Here is a 16,286-nt window from a genome sequence, read left to right as displayed (position 1 = left end):
CTACCTCGTCAGAGCTTGGGGCCGGACTCCCCCTCGGAGTCGTCCTTCCCCTTGCCGCCCTTGGTGTCCTTGCCGCCGGCGCCCTCTTCGGGCGCCCCGGCCGCGCCTGCATCGGCGTCCGCGTCCGCGTCCGCCGCCGGCTCCTCGGCGCCCGCGGCGGCGTGCTCGTCCAGGAGCCGCGACAGCTGCCGCCCCAGGATCCGCTTGAACTTGCGCTGCTGCGGTCGCGTGCGGTCCAGGGTGGCGACCTCGAGCTGCTCGGCGGTCAGCGTGCGCTCACCGCCGTTGGTGTCCCGCGACAGGGACTCCACCGCCAGCTTCAGCGCCTCGGCCAGCGTCATTCCGTCGCGGTGCCGCTGGTCGAGGTAGCTGCTGATCTGGTCGGCATTGCCGCCGACGGCCACCGATCCGTGCTCGTCCACGATCGAGCCGTCGTGCGGCAGCCGGTAGATCTGGTCGTCCTCGGGCGCGCTGCCGACCTCGGCCACGATCAGCTCGACCTCGTACGGCTTCTCGGCGGCGCTGGAGAAGATCGTGCCGAGCGTCTGGGCGTAGACATTCGCCAGGCCGCGCGCGGTCACGTCCTCCCGGTCGTAGGTGTAACCCCGCAGATCCGCATAGCGCACACCGCCGATCCGCAGATTCTCGAACTCGTTGTATTTGCCGACGGCGGCGAAGGCGATCCGGTCATAGATCTCGCTGACCTTGTGCAGGGCGCGGGAGGGATTCTCGGCGACGAAGACCACGCCGTCGGTGTATTGCAGCACCACGACACTGCGGCCGCGCGCGATGCCCTTGCGGGCGTATTCGGCGCGATCGGCCATGGCCTGCTGGGGTGAGACATAGAACGGCGTCGACACCGGCTATCCGTCCCTTCCTGTCAAGAGCTCTCTCAGTGGCTGGGGGCACACCCAGCGGGAGCTGGGGGAGCATTGCGGAACATCCGTCCCGTCAGAGCAACGCGGCGCGCGGACCGTCGGGCTGTTCCAGGCGGCGCTCATGAATGGCCCTGGCGATCTCCGAGACCTCGGCCTCGGTCAGCTTCTTGAAGCCGTCCTCGGTGATCACCGTGACGATGGGGTAGATCCGCCGTGCCATGTCCGGGCCGCCGGTCGCCGAGTCGTCGTCCGCGGCGTCATAGAGCGCCTGGACGACGGCCGTGGCGGCCTGATTCTCCGTGAAGTCCTCCTGGAAGAGCTTCTTCAGCGCGCTGCGCGCGAAGAGCGAGCCGGAACCCGTCGCCGCGAAGCCCTGCTCCTCCGAGCGCCCGCCGGTCACGTCGTACGAGAAGATACGGCCCTTCTCGCGGTCCAGGTCATAGCCGGCGAACAACGGCACCACGGCCAGTCCCTGCATGGCCATCCCGAGATTGCTGCGAATCATCGTCGACAGACGATTCGCCTTGCCCTCCAAGGAGAGTTGGGCACCCTCGACCTTCTCGAAGTGCTCCAGCTCCAGCTGGAAGAGCTTGACCATCTCCACCGCGAGGCCTGCCGTGCCCGCGATGCCGACCGCCGAATACTCGTCGGCCGGGAAAACCTTCTCGATATCACGCTGCGCAATGACATTGCCCATGGTCGCCCGCCGGTCACCGGCGAGCACGACGCCCCCGGGGAACGCCGCGGCAACGATCGTCGTGCCGTGCGGCGCCTCGATGGCACCCTGCACCGGCGGCAACGGGCGATTGCCCGGCAGCAGATCGGGCGAGTGCTCGCCGAGGAAATCCATGAACGACGAGGATCCAGGCGTCAGGAAGGCAGCTGGTAGACGCCCGGTGCTTCGAGTATTGGCTTCCACACGTTTCCTTCCAGATATGCGATGGCCCTGCGCATGGCGTCGGGGTCATCCCTCAACTTGCCGAGTGCCGAGTTGCAGTTGATGCACCGTACGTCTCGGACCTTACCCGTATCGGGGGTGTGATCCACATGTCCGGGGCCCTGCTGGAGACGGACCGGGCGGATACCGGCCGCTCCTTGATCATCGCGCCCCGCCCGGCGGCGCCGTACCCGCCGGAACCGGCGGGCCGGCTTTCGGTGCACGGCATTCCTCGCCGCAGCGGCGACGCCGTGCCGTGGCGAATTCCGGGGCACACGGCCCGCTGGAGTCCGGGCGGCCATCGGACCTCCCCGGATGCGGCCCGAAGGCTGCGCGCGGTCATCCCTTTCCGCACCGCGCGCAACGCTCCGGCCCCCCTGAAGCGAACATGTCCGGTCTGCTCTACTCCCCGCCCTTTTGCACGAAGCTCCGAACGAAGTCCTCGGCGTTCTCTTCGAGCACGTCATCGATTTCGTCCAGGACGGAATCCACGTCGTCCGACAACTTTTCCTGGCGTTCCTTGAGGTCTTCCGAGGCCTCCGCGTCCTGCGTCTGCTCCTCGACCTCTTCGGTGGAACGCGTGGCCTTGGCCTGTCCGCCGCCGCTGTCCTTGGTCGCCATGTCCCTCACCCCGCTCGGTTCGCCCCGCTCGATGTGACCTTCAAGATCCGACCCTACAAGCAGGGCCCGACATCGGCCCTGCACTTGCTGCAACGCCCGGGAGTCACCTCGATGATTCCCGCCCCGCGACGATTTCAGCCGTGCATCGGCCACGGATCGCCGCAAATCTTGTCGTGCACCTGCCGCGACTCAGCGACCGGAGAGCGTCCTGACCAGCTCCTCTGCGGTACGGCAGCGGTCAAGGAGCTCCTTGACGTGCTTACGGGTTCCCCGCAGCGGCTCCAGTGTGGGAACCCGTTGCAGGGAGTCACGACCGGGCAGATCGAAGATGACCGAATCCCATGAGGCCGCCGCGACATCGTCCGCGTACTGCTCCAGGCAGCGACCGCGGAAGTACGCCCTGGTGTCCTCCGGGGGCTTCCCCTCGGCCCGTGTGACGTCCGGCTCGTCCAGGAGCCGCTTCATCTTGCCGCGGGCCGCCAGACGGTTGTACAGGCCCTTCTCGGGGCGCACGTCGGCGTACTGCAGGTCGATGAGGTGCAGCCGCGCCGCGTCCCAGTCCAGGCCGTCACGGCGCCGGTAGCCCTCCATGAGCTCCCGCTTGGCGACCCAGTCCAGCTCGCCGGACAGGCTCATCGGATCGTTCTCCAGCCGGCCGAGCACGTCCTCCCACCTGGTCAGGACGTCCTTGGTCTGATCGTCCGCATCCGCTCCGTAACGGTCCTCAACATATTTACGGGCCAGCTCGAAGTACTCCATTTGGAGCTGTACCGCGGTGAGTGTGCGGCCGCTGCGGAGCGTGATCAGGTGTTGCAGGGTGGGGTCGTGGGAGACCTGGTGGAGGGTGCGGACGGGCTGGTCGACGGCCAGATCGACGGCGATGAAACCGTCCTCGATCATGGAGAGCACCAGAGAGGTGGTGCCCAGCTTCAGATACGTCGAGATCTCGGAGAGGTTGGCGTCCCCGATGATCACGTGGAGCCGGCGGTACTTCTCCGCGTCGGCGTGCGGTTCGTCGCGGGTGTTGATGATGGGCCGCTTGAGCGTCGTCTCCAGGCCGACCTCCACCTCGAAGTAGTCGGCGCGCTGGCTGAGCTGGAAGCCGTGCTCGTGGCCGTCCTGGCCGATACCGACCCGGCCGGCGCCGGTGACCACCTGGCGGGAGACGAAGAACGGCGTCAGATGCCGCACGATGTCCGAGAAGGGGGTCTCCCGCTTCATCAGGTAGTTCTCGTGCGTGCCGTAGGAGGCGCCCTTGTTGTCGGTGTTGTTCTTGTAGAGGTGGATGGGCTGGGCGCCGGGGACCTGGGCGGCCCGTTCGGCGGCCTGGGCCATGATCCGCTCGCCGGCCTTGTCCCACAGGACGGCGTCACGCGGATTGGTGACCTCGGGGGCGCTGTATTCGGGGTGTGCGTGGTCGACGTAGAGCCGGGCACCGTTGGTGAGGATCACATTGGCCAGGCCGATGTCCTCGTCCGTGAGCTGGCTGGCGTCGGCGTTTTCCCGTGCGAGGTCGAAGCCGCGGGCGTCCCGCAGCGGGTTCTCCTCCTCGAAATCCCAGCGGGCACGGCGTGCCCGGTGCATCGCGGCCGCGTAGGCGTTGACGACCTGGGACGAGGTGAGCATGGCATTGGCGTTCGGGTGGCCGGGGACGGAGATCCCGTACTCCGTCTCGATTCCCATTACTCGCCGTACGGTCATGCGGCCCTCCTAGCCCGGCGGCGCCCCCGGATGGGGTCGGCGCTCAAGTACCGCTGTGCTTCCGGTCCGTGCGCGTGCCCCACGCCCGCACAGCGTGACGCAGCGGTACCGAAGAGCCTAGAACGCCTTAGCGGCGCTGGGGAGATCATTACAGTCATTGCTCCAGTCCGGTTTTCCCTGGTTCACCGCGCCCTTAAGGGGAGCGGTCCTGGCGCCCCCGGAAAAGGGTCCGGCTGCGGACGCCCCGTGCAGGACATCCGCAGCCGGAGAGCGGTGTTACAGGTATTGGCCGGTATTCGCCACCGTATCGATGGAGCGACCGGTGTCTGCGCCCTGCTTTCCGGTGACCAGCGTACGGATGTATACGATCCGCTCGCCCTTCTTGCCGGAGATCCGGGCCCAGTCGTCCGGGTTGGTGGTGTTGGGCAGGTCCTCGTTCTCCTTGAACTCATCCACGCATGCCTGGAGGAGGTGGGAAACCCGAAGCCCCTTCTGATTGTGTTCGAGGAAGGCCTTGATGGCCATCTTCTTTGCGCGTCCTACGATGTTTTCGATCATCGCACCGGAATTGAAGTCCTTGAAGTAAAGGACTTCCTTGTCACCATTGGCGTAGGTGACCTCCAGGAAGCGATTCTCCTCGGATTCCGCGTACATCTGCTCAACGACCGACTGGATCATCCCGCTGACCGCGGCCTTCCGCGAGTCGCCGTGCTCGGAGAGATCGTCGGTGTGCAGCGGCAGACGCTCCGTGAGGTACTTCGAGAAGATGTCCTTGGCGGCCTCCGCGTCCGGACGCTCGATCTTGATCTTCACATCGAGACGGCCGGGGCGCAGGATCGCCGGGTCGATCATGTCCTCGCGGTTCGAGGCGCCGATCACGATCACATTTTCGAGGCCCTCGACACCGTCGATCTCGGAGAGCAGCTGCGGAACGATGGTGTTCTCCACGTCCGAGCTGACGCCGGATCCCCGGGTGCGGAAGAGGGAGTCCATCTCGTCGAAGAAGACGATGACGGGGGTGCCCTCGCTCGCCTTTTCCCTGGCGCGCTGGAAGACCAGCCGGATGTGCCGCTCCGTCTCGCCGACGTACTTGTTGAGCAGCTCGGGGCCCTTGATGTTGAGGAAGAAGCTCTTCCCCGCGGGCTGCCCGGTCACCTCGGCGACCTTCTTGGCAAGGGAGTTGGCGACCGCCTTGGCGATGAGAGTCTTGCCGCAGCCGGGCGGGCCGTAGAGCAAGACGCCCTTGGGCGGGCGGAGTTCGTGCTCCTTGAAGAGGTCGGGGTAGAGGTACGGAAGCTCGACCGCGTCCCGGATCAGTTCGATCTGGCCGCCCAGACCGCCGATCTTGGTGTAGTCGATGTCCGGGACCTCTTCGAGGACGAGTTCCTCGACCTCGCTCTTCGGGATGACTTCGTAGACGTAGCCGGAGCGGGGCTCGAGGAGCAGGGCGTCGCCGGGGCGGATGGTGATGTCCAGCAGCGGCTCGGCGAGCCTCACCACCCGTTCCTCGTCGGTGTGCCCGATCACCAGGGCGCGCTCGCCGTCCTCAAGGATCTCCTTGAGGGTGACGATGTCGCCGGCGCTCTCGAACTCCATGGCCTCGACCACGTTGAGCGCTTCATTGAGCATGACCTCTTGGCCGCGCCTGAGGTCCTCGGTCTCCACACTGGGGCTGACATTCACCCGGAGCTTTCTGCCTCCGGTGAAAATGTCGACCGTGCCGTCATCGTTCGCCTGCAGGAAGACTCCGAAGCCGGCCGGCGGCTGCGCGAGCCGGTCCACTTCCTCCTTCAGGGCGACGATCTGGTCGCGGGCCTCGCGGAGAGTATTGGCGAGACGCTCGTTCTGCGCCGAGACGCCGGCCAGGTTGGTCTGCAGCTCGACGATCCGCTCTTCGAGAATCCTCGTGTGACGCGGAGAGTCGGCGAGCTTGCGTCGCAGGACGGCGATCTCCTGCTCGAGATAGGCAACCTGGCCGGCGGGATCTTCAGACCCTCGCCCCGGCCGGATGCCGCGGTTGATGTCGTCGTCGTGGGCTGCCACGGTCCTCACCTCCTCCAAGGAGCTGGACGCTTCCTGACCCTACCTGGGCCGGTGCAGGTTGAAACCCCTAGATCGAAAAGACTGTCGGGGCGTGTCCGATCTTCACCCTTGCGCACGTCCTCACGCCAAGGGAATACCCACCCAACAACATCGGAAAGCGAGCGGTTGTATCGTCGACTTGGTCAACACCCGTCAGGGCTGGCGCCACTTAGACAAAAACGGTTCACGTACGCAGGAACGGCAGGCGAGATGACCGCACAGGACGAAGCCCCAGAGCTGGAAGTATGGATCGATCAGGATCTGTGCACCGGGGACGGCATCTGTGCGCAGTACGCGCCGGAGGTCTTCGAGCTCGACATCGACGGTCTGGCCTATGTGAAGAGCACCGATGACGAGCTGCTGCAGGACAAGGGGGCCACAACGCCCGTCCCGCTGAAGCTGCTCAATGACGTGCGGGACTCCGCGAAGGAGTGCCCCGGGGACTGCATCCACGTCCGCCGCGTCCAGGACCGCGTCGAGGTCTACGGCCCGGACGCGGAGTAGCCCCGCCGGAGCGGAACGCTCCCGGCGCACACACCGTGTGACCGGTTAGGCGCGCCGGGTGCTCACGGCGGCGGGGAGTTCGCTCTGGACGAACTTCCCGCCCTTCCATTGCCACTTGAGGCTCTTGCGCACGTCCGGGCAGCAGCGCGGCACGTCGCGCGTGGAGTAGCCCAGGACCGCCGCAGAGATCGCGCCATCCTTGACGGAGAGGGTTTGGACGCTGCGCTGCTGCGCGGGCGCGAGGAGTGTCGCCACGATCCGGGGGGCGGCCCGGCGCTCGGCCGGCTGCGCGAGGACGTAGACGCCGCTGGGCGGGGAGCCCGCCCCGGTGTGGCAGCGGACCACCGCGACGGTCTCGGTCGTACCGTCGCCGTCCAGGTCTCCGGAGGCCTTTTTCACCACGTCGAGGCGGTTGGGGCCGCAGTCGACCGGAAAGGTCACCTTGCCCGGGTCGGGGGCGGCGGCGGGGTGCCGGCCGCCGGTCGTGGCGCTGCGGGAGGTCGTGGCCGTGGCGTCGGGGGGCTGGACGAAGGACGCGGCCGCGACGACCGCCGAGATGGCGGTGGCGGTGGCGAGCCAGTGCATGGGGCGCGGCTGGGTGTGCAAGAGGTCCTGGCCTGCCGTGGGCTGCACGCGGGGTAACTCCTGTGAAGTGCTGTGGCGGTGGGAGTGCCCAGCATCGTTCCACAGGAGGGGGCGCCAAGGAACCAGCAGGGCCGGAGTTTTCCGTGCGGATCCAGGGCGGAAACGCAGGGGCGCCGCCGGCGGATTCCCGTACGGGAACTCGTCGGCGGCGCCTGGTGGTTCGATGGCCGGTTCCGGACGGTCAGCCGCGGTCGGCGGAGCCGCCTCCGGATGCCGCTGCCGCGTCCTTGCCGGGGCCGGTGTAGTCCTCGCCGTACGCGCCCTTGGCGGGGCGGCGGCGGCGCAGCGGGGGCTCGACGCCGTCGGCGAGGCGGCGGGCGGTCAGCAGGAAGCCCGTGTGGCCGATCATCCGGTGGTCGGGGCGGACGGCGAGGCCCTCGACGTGCCAGGTGCGGACCATGGTTTCCCAGGCCGACGGCTCGTTGAAGGTGCCGTGTTCGCGGATCGCCTCGACGGTGCGGGCCATCTGCGTCGTCGTCGCGACGTAGGCGCAGAGGATGCCGCCGGGGACCAGGGCCTTGGAGACGGCCTCCAGGCACTCCCAGGGGGCGAGCATGTCGAGGATGACGCGGTCGACGTCGGCGTCGGAGAGGTTGTCCTGGAGGTCACCGACGGTGAGCGTCCATGCGGGGTGCGGACCGCCGAAGTAGCGCTCCACGTTCTGCGTGGCGATCTCGGCGAAGTCGGCGCGGCGCTCGTAGGAGTGCAGCATGCCGTCGTCGCCGATGGCGCGCAGCAGGAAGCTGCTGAGCGAGCCGGAGCCCACACCGGCCTCGACGACGCGGGCGCCGGGGAAGATGTCGGCCATCGCCAGGATCTGCCCCGCGTCCTTGGGGTAGACCACGGCGGCGCCGCGGGGCATGGACAGGACGTAGTCGGGGAGCAGCGGGCGCAGCGCGAGGTAGGCGACGTTCCCGGTGGTACGGACAACGCTGCCCTCGGGAGCACCGATCAGCTCGTCGTGGGGGAAGGCTCCCTTGTGGGTGTGGAAGCTTTTTCCCTCTTCGAGCGTGAAGGTGTAGTGGCGTCCCTTGGGGTCGGTGAGCTGGACCTGGTCCCCGACCTTGAAGGGCCCGCGACGGCGGGCGGCACCGGTCGGTTCGGACATGTGACCAGCCTACCGGCCCGTTGGGACGCCGCCGACCAGTGGGCGGGAGGGTGAGTGGGCCGACACCGGCTCCGGCGCCCCCGGAGGCGAACCGAGCCCCTGTCAAGCAGGCTTGCGGGCCATGGCGGAGACGAAGGCCCGCTCGACGTCGGCGGTGGACAGGACGCCGTAGATCTCACCGGTCTCCTCGATGACGAGGTATTCGGTGGCGGGGGTGGCGCGCAGGTATTCCAGGAGGTCCTCGCCGGCGAGTTCGGCGGAGACCCGCATACCGTCCTTGAGGTCCTGGGCGAGGGTGCCCACGGCGACCCAGGGGCGGCGGTGGTCGGGGACACCGACGATGGCGGCCTCGCGGACGAGGGCGGTGGGCGTGCCCTGGCGGTCGACGACGACCAGGGCACGGGCGCCGGCGTCGTTGGCGCGGCGCAGCGCCTCGGAGAGCGGGGTGTCGGTCTCGACGGGGACGGCGCGCCGGGTCAGGGTGCGGGCGGTGAGGTCGGGGAGGCGTTCGCGCAGCCGGGCCATCCGCAGGCTGTTGCCGGCGCCGGTCCAGATGATCGCGGCGAGGATCGCGGCGAGCAGCGCGTCGGTGAGCGAGTCGGCGCCGCCGATCTCGGGGCGGGCGGCGCCGAGGGCCCCGGTGTGGGTGAGCAGCGGCAGTCCGATGAGGACGGTGACGGCAAGCGCGCGGCCGACCCAGGCGGCGGCGACGGTGCCGCTCATGGGCCTGCCGGTGATCTTCCAGACGAGGGCGCGCAGCATCCGGCCGCCGTCCAGCGGGAGGCCGGGCAGCAGGTTGAAGACCGCGACGATGAGGTTGGAGAACATCAGGCCCGCGAGCAGGACACCGGGGACGGTGCCGGGGTCGACCAGCTGCATACCGGCGTAGAAGACCCCGGCGAGCACGAGGGAGAGCAGCGGGCCGACGAAGGCGAGGACGAATTCCCTGCCGGGGGTCTCGCTCTCCTTCTCGATCTCCGAGACGCCGCCGAAGAACTGCAGCTGGATGCGGCGCACGGGGAGCTTGAAGCGGAGCGCGGCGACGGTGTGGGCCAGCTCGTGGACGAGCACCGAGGCGTAGAAGGCGACGGCGAAGAAGAGCGAGACCAGATAGCGGGCGGCGCCCAGCTCGGGCAGCACGCGCTCCAGCTGGCCGCCGAAGACCCAGGTGATCAGGGCCGCGACGAGGAACCAGCTGGGCGCCACGTAGACGGGCACACCGAAGGGACGGCCCATCAGGATCCCGCCGCCGCTCCTCTTCTTGCCCGGTGTGGGGCCCTTGGGTGTGTTGTCCTGCTCGGGCGGCTCGGGCGGCTGGGGCCGCACGGACTCCTCGGGGTCCTGCGACTTCCCGCTCTCGTCCACGGCGTCCCCTCATTGAATACGGCATTCGCCCCTGCTCGGCCTGATATCTCGATCATGCAGGGCGAAGGGGTCCGCCGTCGATGGTATGCGGAGCGACCGGGCCCGGTCCGCCGCGGGGGCCCTGCGCCGGTGACCCGTCCGCGCCTGTCAGTGGCGGGCCGTAGGGTTTTGTGGCATGGGATGGAGCACGGAGCAGGCCGAGGCGGGCACACAGAGTGGGCAGAGCGGCGGCGGGCCGGGCGCGGAGGCGGCCGGGGCGGGGCCGCGGGGCGGGGAGCAGCCGCGGCCGCCGGTGGCGCTGTCGCCGTCACGGGCGAGCGATTTCATGCAGTGCCCGCTGCTCTACCGCTTCCGGGTGATCGACCGGCTGCCGGAGCAGCCGAGCGCGGCGGCGACCCGCGGCACGGTCGTGCATGCGGTGCTGGAGCGGCTCTTCGAGGCGCCGGCGGCGGAGCGTACGGCGGCCGGGGCGCGGGCGATGGTGCCGGGCGAGTGGGAGAAGCTGCTCGCCAAGCGGCCGGAGCTGGCCGGGCTGTTCGCGGAGGATCCGGAGGGCGAGCGGCTGGCGGGGTGGCTGGCGGAGGCCGAGGCGCTGGTGGAGCGGTGGTTCTCGCTGGAGGACCCGACGCGTCTGGAGCCGGCGGACCGTGAGCTGTATGTGGAGACGGTGCTGGAGTCGGGGCTGCAGCTGCGCGGGTTCATCGACCGGGTGGACGTCGCGCCGACGGGCGAGGTGCGGATCGTCGACTACAAGACCGGCAAGGCGCCGCGGCCGCAGTTCGCCGAGGGCGCGCTGTTCCAGATGAAGTTCTACGCCCTGGTGATGTGGCGGCTGCGCGGTGTGGTGCCGCGGAGGCTGCAGCTGGTCTATCTGGGCAGCGGCGATGTGGTGACGTACGACCCGGACGAGGCCGATCTGCGGGGCGTGGAGCGGAAGTTGCTGGCGCTGTGGGAGGCGATCCAGCTGGCGACGGCGACCGGCGACTGGCGGCCGCGGCCGACGAAGCTGTGCGGCTGGTGCGACCACCAGGCGCACTGTCCGGAATTCGGCGGCACTCCCCCGGTGTATCCGCTCCAGGTGCGCCCGGCGGAGGGCGGTGTGCCGCCGCAGGGCAGAATGGGGGAGATCTAACGAAGGAGAGCTCGTGGCCATCCGCGTCCTGCTGGTCGACGACCAGCCCCTGCTGCGTACGGGATTCCGGATGATTCTGGAGGCGGAGCAGGATCTGGCGGTCGTCGGGGAGGCCGGTGACGGTCTCCAGGCACTGGAGCAGGTGCGGGCTCTGCAGCCCGATGTGGTCCTGATGGACATCCGGATGCCCCGGATGGACGGTGTCGAGGCGACCCGGCAGATCACCGGTCCGGCGAAGGACGGCCCGGCGAAGGTGCTGGTCCTGACGACCTTCGACCTGGACGAGTATGTCGTCGAGGCGCTGCGGGCGGGGGCGAGCGGCTTTCTGCTCAAGGACGCGCCGGCCAATGAGCTGGTGCAGGCGATCCGGGTGGTGGCGGCGGGCGAGGCGATGCTCGCGCCGAGCATCACCCGCCGGCTGCTGGACAAGTACGCGGGCCATCTGCCGTCGGGCGAGGAGCCGGTGCCGGACACTCTGCACACCCTCACCGAGCGCGAGGTGGAGGTGCTGAAGCTGGTGGCCCGCGGGTTGTCGAATGCGGAGATCGCCGCCGATCTGTTCGTGAGCGAGACCACCGTCAAGACGCATGTGGGCCATGTGCTGACGAAGCTGGGGCTGCGCGACCGGGTGCAGGCGGCGGTGTACGCGTACGAGAGCGGGCTGGTGCGCCCCGGCGCGCAGTAGCCTGCGGGGCCCTGACGGCCCGGCAGACGGACGACGGCGGGGCCGGCCCGGGAAGATTTCCCCGGGCCGGCCCCGCCGTGGTGTGCCGGGTCCGGTCAGGCGTCGGCCGCCTTGCTGATCTCCCAGAATCGGAAGACGGTCGAGGGGTCCAGGGTCCATTGCAGGCCGGAGACCCCGTCCCGGGCCACCGCGTACTGCTTGCCCTGCCAGATCGGGATCATCGGCACGTCCTGCGCAACGATGTCCTGCAGCTCCCGGAACTGGTCCTTGGTGGCGCCGCGGTTCGGCTGGTCGGCCGTCTTGGGCAGCAGCTGGCCGGTGATGGTGGGCGAGGTGTAGTTGTTGGCCACCACGCTGTCCTTGCCGAAGAACGGCGCGGTGAAGTTGTCGGGGTCCGGATAGTCGGGGATCCAGCCCTTGACGTAGACGCCGAACTTGCCGTCGGCCATGCGCTGCTCGTACTCCTTGGTGGGCAGGGTGCGCACCTTGGCGTCGAACAGCCCGCTGGCGTTGAGCTGTTGGGCGATCTCCTCGAAGGCCGGGACGGTGCCGGGGCCGTAGCGGTCGGGGGTGGCCCACAGCGTGAGCGGCACCTTGCCGTTGAGGCCGGCGGAGCGCAGCGCGTCCTTCGCCTTGTCGGGCTTCGGGCGGTCGCCGTAGGTGTTGAAGAAGGAGGTGCTGTGGCCCGTGATGCCGGCCGGGACGATGGAGTACAGCGGCACCGCGGTGCGCTGGTAGACGTCCCGGACGAGGGTGGAGCGGTCCAGGAGGTAGGCGATCGCCTTGCGGACGCCCAGCTTGCCGGCGACCGGGTCCTTGAGGTTGAACACCAGGTGCATGACCTCGGCGCTGGCGCCCTCCACGACCTGGGTGCCGTGCTGCTGCTTCAGCGAGGCGTTGTTCAGCGCCGCGATGTCCTTCATGGACAGACCGCGGTAGGCGACATCGACATCGCCGCCCTCGACGGCCTTCTTGAGCTTGTCGGCGCGGTTGAAGAACTTCACGGTCATCCCAGAGTTCTTGACCTTGGCCGGGCCCTTGTAGGAGCCGTTGACGGCGAAGACGGCCTTCTGGGAGCTGTACTCCTTGAGGGTGTAGACACCGGAGCCGACGGCCTTGCCGTCGGTGCGCAGCCGGTCGGCGGGGTACTCGGCGTGGTCGACGATGGAGCCGGCGCCCGAGGCTATCTTCATGGGGAAGGTCGCGTCGGGCGACTTCAGCCGGAAGACCACGGTCTTGGAGTCCGGGGTCTCGACCTTGTCGAGCGCGGAGAACATCGCGGCGGGGCCGTTCTTGTCCTTGATGCGCCGGGTGCGGTCGAAGGAGTACTTGACGTCCTTGGACGTCAGCTTGTCGCCGTTGCTGAAGGTGAGGCCGCCCTTCAGGGTGCAGCGGTAGACCTTGCTCTCCCTGTCGGTGAAGCCGCAGCGCTCGGCGGCTTCCGGCTCGGGGGTGGTGCCTCCCTTGGGGAAGCTCAGCAGGGACTGGAAGACGTTGTTGAACAACAGCCAGGAGCCGGGCTCGTAACCGGCCGCGGGGTCGGTGGACACGACCTTGTCCGTCATTCCCATGACCACGGGCTCGCCGTTGCCGGCGGCTTCCGAGTCGTCCGTGCCGCACCCGGCGACCGCGAGCAGAGCTGTTGCCAGCCCCGCTCCGATCGGGGCGGCCAGCCACTGGTCACGCTTCCTCACTAAACGGTCCTCACGTTCTGGGTCGTGCCTGTCGGGCCGCGGCGGGGAGGCCGCGGCGGTGGTGTGCTGCATGGGTCGCCTCCGCCGGCTCATTCGGCGACGCCGCGGCCGAGCTCCCAGATCTGGAGGCCCGAGGCGGAGTTGAGGGCCCACTCGAGGCCCGTGATGTCATCGCGGGCGGCGACGTACTGCTTGCCCTGCCACAGCGGGAGCAGCGGTACATCGTCGGCGAGGATGTCCTGCGCCTGCTTGAAGTCGGAGCCCGCGGCGTTGCGGTCGGACTGCTGGCGGCTGGAGGGGATCAGCTGCGTCTCGATCTTGCCGTTGCGGTAGGGGGAGCCGAGGTAGTTCTGCTTGCCGATGAACGGCGCGATGTAGTTGTCGGCATCCGGGATGTCGGGGAACCAGCCCATGTTGTAGACGGCGTATTTGCCGTCCAGGGCTTCGGTGCGGAACTGCTGCCAGCTGTCGACACCCTTGATGCTGACGTCGAACAGCTTGGTGCTGTTGAGCTGGCTCTGCACCGCACGGACCTCCTTGGCCGTGCTGGAGCCGTAGTGGCTCGTGGTGTACGTGAGGGTGAACTTCACCGGAGAGGTGATGTTCGCCTCCCGCAGCGTCTTGCGGGCGGCCGCGGCGCTGGGGTTCCCGTACGTGTTGAAGAAGGAGTTGATGTGGCCGGTCAGGCCCGTCGGCACCATCGAGAAGAGCGGGTCGCCGGTGTACGAGTAGACGTTCCGCACCAGGTCCGAGCGGTTGACGATCTGCGCCATCGCCTGCCGCACGGCCTTGTTGGAGACGGCCGGGTCCTTGGTGTTGAACGCGAGGTAGCGGATCTCCTGGCCCGGCTGCTCCTGGAGCATGATGCCCTTGTCGCGGGCGTTCTCCAGCCCCCTGACCTGGTCGGGCGACAGACCGCGGTTCATCACGTCGACGCTGCCCTTGCGCAGCGCCTTCTCCGTGGACCCGGAGTCGTTGAAGAAGCGCATCTCGACCTTGTCGTTCTTCGCCTTCACCCCGCCCTTGTAGGTGGGGTTCTTGGTGAAGACCGCCTTGGCGATGTGGTTGCCGCTGCGCTGGACCTTGAGGGTGTACGGGCCGGAGCCGACCACGTCGAAGCCGCTGTGGAGGCGGCCCTTGGGGTAGACCTCGGGGTCGACGATGGACGCGGCGGGCGTGGTGAGCTTCTGCGGGAAGGTGGCGTCCGGCTTCTTGAGGTGGAAGACCACCTCGGTGTCACTGGGCGCCTCGACCTTGTCGATGCCGTCGAGCAACGTCACCGGACCATTGGTGTTGTTGATGGTCTTCATACGGTCGATGGAGAACTTGACGTCCTGCGCCGTCAGCGCATGCCCGTTCGAAAACTTCAGGCCGCTGCGCAGGGTGCAGCGGTACTGCTCGTTCTGGGTGTCGCGGAAGCCGCAGGACTCGGCGGCCTCGGGCACCGGAGCGGTACCGGACCGCGGCAGCCGCATCAGCGTCTGCAGGCTGCTGCGCATCACGTTCCATGCGTCGACGTCGTAGGCCTGCGACGGGTCGAGCGGAGCGGGCGCCGCCTTGGTCGCCTCGATATAGGTGGCGACCCCCACGACGATCGGATCGACACCCTCGCCGGCACTGTCCGAGCTGCCACAGGCGGCGAGGACGGGGGCGAGGAGACCGGCCAGCGCCGGCAGCACCAGGGTCTTGCGATTCATCGTCGGCAGGTTCCTTATCAGCGCAGCAATGTTGCCCGCGACGACATTAGTAGGAACGGCCAGCCGCGCTGAGACGCAAAGGAGTTGTCTCGATATGGCGCCTGGATAACGATGCAACCTGATCGATATCCGGACGGTGGAACGATTCACACGTTGCTCCATCAATCCGGACACTTACCCCCGCGGAAACCCTCCCAGAGGGCCCCTGGAACACCTGAGGAGTCCACTGTCGACGGCCCGGCACGTGAGAAACGTCACGCGTTCAAGGAGCCATGACGAGGCGGCAATTAAGTCAGTGCATTCGTCACGGAAAATGAGCGGGCCGCTCCCCTCGGTTCCCGGCGCCTTTCCCGGAGCACGCTCAGTGCACGGTTCCACGGCTTTCCGTGATGAGCGTACGGAGAAATGGCAGATCGACTTCTTCCAGCGAGCGCACGACCGTACGCCCCAGGGCCGGCGGGATCGGCGTCACCGAGGGCACCGCGACGACCGGGCAGCCCGCCGCCTCCCCCGCCGTCACACCGGTCAGGGTGTCCTCGATGACCGCACAGCACTCCGGGTCCGCCCCCAGCCGCGCGGCGGCCGTCAGATACGGGTCGGGGTGCGGTTTGGTGCGCTCCAGGTCGTCGCCCGCCAGGGTCAGCCGGAAATTGTCCGGGCCGAGTGAGTGCAGCATCTGGTCGACGATGGCGCGGTGCGAGGCGGAGACCAGCGCGGTGGGCACGCCGTGGGCGGCCAGCTCGGCCAGCAGCCTGCGGGCGCCCGGCATCAGCGGGACGCCGCGTCCGATCCGGGCCAGGAAGGCCGCATTGAGCAGCACGCTGAGCTCGGGCAGGCTGATGTCGACGCCGGTGGCCTGAATCAGATAGCCGGCGCTGCGGGTCATCGGACCACCGACCACGACCTCACGGTGTGCGTCGTCGAGGATGTGCCCGAGCTCGGCGAAGACCTCCGCCTCCGCCTCCCACCAGAAGCCCTCGGTGTCGACCAGGGTGCCGTCCAGGTCGAGGAAGACGGCCTGGAGGGTCGCGGCTTCGGCCGTGCGGGTGCCGACTGCGGGGATGCTGCTGGTCATCCATCCACCTCCGTTACGACGTCCCCCAAGGGACGAAAGGGCCGGCCGCCATCCCCGGCTGGGGAAACGACCGGCCGCCACCGGACCGATAAGTGTACGACGGTACGCGCCGGAATGCGTGGTGATACAGGTCAGGGCCGTTCCGGGGGAACCCCGGGACGG

At 68.5% G+C, this 16,286-nt stretch carries 15 protein-coding genes; 3 read left to right on the top strand and 12 right to left on the bottom strand.

Translation table 11 applies throughout. The features are described from left to right. Positions 1-8: 8 nt before the first annotated feature. The 6 genes from prcA to arc all read right to left on the bottom strand — a co-directional run bounded on the left by prcA (position 9) and on the right by arc (position 6,180). Positions 9-860, bottom strand: coding sequence for a proteasome subunit alpha (gene prcA, locus SLV14N_RS31735; protein WP_263272065.1), 852 nt, complete (start codon positions 858-860; stop codon positions 9-11). A gap of 91 nt (positions 861-951) precedes the next feature. Then, positions 952-1,797, bottom strand: coding sequence for a proteasome subunit beta (gene prcB / locus SLV14N_RS31730; protein WP_208685703.1), 846 nt, complete (start codon positions 1,795-1,797; stop codon positions 952-954). Then, the gene (locus SLV14N_RS31725; RefSeq protein ID WP_263272061.1) at positions 1,749-2,117 is read right to left on the bottom strand and encodes an endonuclease VII domain-containing protein; all 369 of its coding nucleotides are present in this window, start codon (positions 2,115-2,117) and stop codon (positions 1,749-1,751) included. The genes prcB and SLV14N_RS31725 overlap by 49 nt, the downstream gene beginning before the upstream one ends. A 100-nt stretch (positions 2,118-2,217) precedes the next feature. Then, the gene (locus SLV14N_RS31720) at positions 2,218-2,436 is read right to left on the bottom strand and encodes a ubiquitin-like protein Pup (RefSeq protein ID WP_042157149.1); all 219 of its coding nucleotides are present in this window, start codon (positions 2,434-2,436) and stop codon (positions 2,218-2,220) included. 189 nt (positions 2,437-2,625) lie between these two features. After that, entirely contained in the window at positions 2,626-4,137 is a 1,512-nt protein-coding gene (gene dop, locus SLV14N_RS31715) for a depupylase/deamidase Dop (protein ID WP_208685699.1), read from the bottom strand. Positions 4,138-4,413: 276 nt separating this feature from the next. Continuing rightward, complete coding sequence (arc, locus tag SLV14N_RS31710; RefSeq protein WP_208685697.1) at positions 4,414-6,180, bottom strand: proteasome ATPase; 1,767 nt, start codon at positions 6,178-6,180, stop codon at positions 4,414-4,416. A gap of 249 nt (positions 6,181-6,429) precedes the next feature. On the opposite strand from arc, the gene SLV14N_RS31705 reads away from it, so the two are divergent. Continuing rightward, the gene (locus tag SLV14N_RS31705) at positions 6,430-6,723 is read left to right on the top strand and encodes a ferredoxin (protein ID WP_208685696.1); all 294 of its coding nucleotides are present in this window, start codon (positions 6,430-6,432) and stop codon (positions 6,721-6,723) included. A gap of 45 nt (positions 6,724-6,768) precedes the next feature. On the opposite strand, the gene SLV14N_RS31700 is transcribed toward SLV14N_RS31705, so the two are convergent. The 3 genes from SLV14N_RS31700 to SLV14N_RS31690 form a co-directional block, all read right to left on the bottom strand. Further along, positions 6,769-7,356 (bottom strand): hypothetical protein, encoded by a 588-nt coding sequence (locus SLV14N_RS31700; protein ID WP_263272054.1) that lies wholly within the window; start codon positions 7,354-7,356, stop codon positions 6,769-6,771. A 193-nt stretch (positions 7,357-7,549) separates the two neighbouring features. Then, positions 7,550-8,476, bottom strand: coding sequence for a tRNA (adenine-N1)-methyltransferase (locus SLV14N_RS31695; RefSeq protein WP_018087779.1), 927 nt, complete (start codon positions 8,474-8,476; stop codon positions 7,550-7,552). 102 nt (positions 8,477-8,578) lie between these two features. After that, a complete protein-coding gene (locus SLV14N_RS31690) occupies positions 8,579-9,841 on the bottom strand; it encodes a site-2 protease family protein (RefSeq protein ID WP_208685692.1) in 1,263 nt (420 codons plus the stop codon). Between the two features lie 175 nt (positions 9,842-10,016). On the opposite strand from SLV14N_RS31690, the gene SLV14N_RS31685 reads away from it, so the two are divergent. Further along, complete coding sequence (locus SLV14N_RS31685) at positions 10,017-10,973, top strand: RecB family exonuclease (RefSeq protein ID WP_208685690.1); 957 nt, start codon at positions 10,017-10,019, stop codon at positions 10,971-10,973. A gap of 13 nt (positions 10,974-10,986) precedes the next feature. Further along, the gene (locus SLV14N_RS31680) at positions 10,987-11,658 is read left to right on the top strand and encodes a response regulator transcription factor (RefSeq protein WP_018087782.1); all 672 of its coding nucleotides are present in this window, start codon (positions 10,987-10,989) and stop codon (positions 11,656-11,658) included. A 95-nt stretch (positions 11,659-11,753) separates the two neighbouring features. Here the strand turns inward: SLV14N_RS31680 and SLV14N_RS31675 are convergent, their stop codons facing one another. The 3 genes from SLV14N_RS31675 to SLV14N_RS31665 all read right to left on the bottom strand — a co-directional run bounded on the left by SLV14N_RS31675 (position 11,754) and on the right by SLV14N_RS31665 (position 16,124). After that, positions 11,754-13,352, bottom strand: a complete 1,599-nt coding sequence (locus SLV14N_RS31675) for an ABC transporter substrate-binding protein (RefSeq protein ID WP_263272050.1) — start codon at positions 13,350-13,352, stop codon at positions 11,754-11,756. A gap of 89 nt (positions 13,353-13,441) precedes the next feature. Beyond that, positions 13,442-15,049, bottom strand: coding sequence for an ABC transporter substrate-binding protein (locus tag SLV14N_RS31670; protein WP_208685688.1), 1,608 nt, complete (start codon positions 15,047-15,049; stop codon positions 13,442-13,444). A 361-nt stretch (positions 15,050-15,410) separates the two neighbouring features. Then, positions 15,411-16,124, bottom strand: a complete 714-nt coding sequence (locus SLV14N_RS31665; RefSeq protein WP_208685687.1) for an HAD family phosphatase — start codon at positions 16,122-16,124, stop codon at positions 15,411-15,413. Positions 16,125-16,286: the final 162 nt, after the last annotated feature.

Source organism: Streptomyces sp. Je 1-4 4N24, from assembly GCF_026239515.1.
Lineage (GTDB): Bacteria > Actinomycetota > Actinomycetes > Streptomycetales > Streptomycetaceae > Streptomyces > Streptomyces nigrescens.
This window is presented reverse-complemented; position numbering and strand designations above follow the sequence as displayed.

Bases quoted from the DNA above. Each gene is read 5' to 3' on its own strand.
- SLV14N_RS31725 (WP_263272061.1), bottom strand. From the start codon at position 2,117: ATGGCCGCCCGGACTCCAGCGGGCCGTGTGCCCCGGAATTCGCCACGG.
- SLV14N_RS31705 (WP_208685696.1), top strand. From the start codon at position 6,430: ATGACCGCACAGGACGAAGCCCCAGAGCTGGAAGTATGGATCGATCAG.
- SLV14N_RS31695 (WP_018087779.1), bottom strand. From the start codon at position 8,476: ATGTCCGAACCGACCGGTGCCGCCCGCCGTCGCGGGCCCTTCAAGGTC.
- dop (WP_208685699.1), bottom strand. From the start codon at position 4,137: ATGACCGTACGGCGAGTAATGGGAATCGAGACGGAGTACGGGATCTCC.
- SLV14N_RS31670 (WP_208685688.1), bottom strand. From the start codon at position 15,049: ATGAATCGCAAGACCCTGGTGCTGCCGGCGCTGGCCGGTCTCCTCGCC.
- SLV14N_RS31685 (WP_208685690.1), top strand. From the start codon at position 10,017: ATGGGATGGAGCACGGAGCAGGCCGAGGCGGGCACACAGAGTGGGCAG.
- SLV14N_RS31665 (WP_208685687.1), bottom strand. From the start codon at position 16,124: ATGACCAGCAGCATCCCCGCAGTCGGCACCCGCACGGCCGAAGCCGCG.
- SLV14N_RS31720 (WP_042157149.1), bottom strand. From the start codon at position 2,436: ATGGCGACCAAGGACAGCGGCGGCGGACAGGCCAAGGCCACGCGTTCC.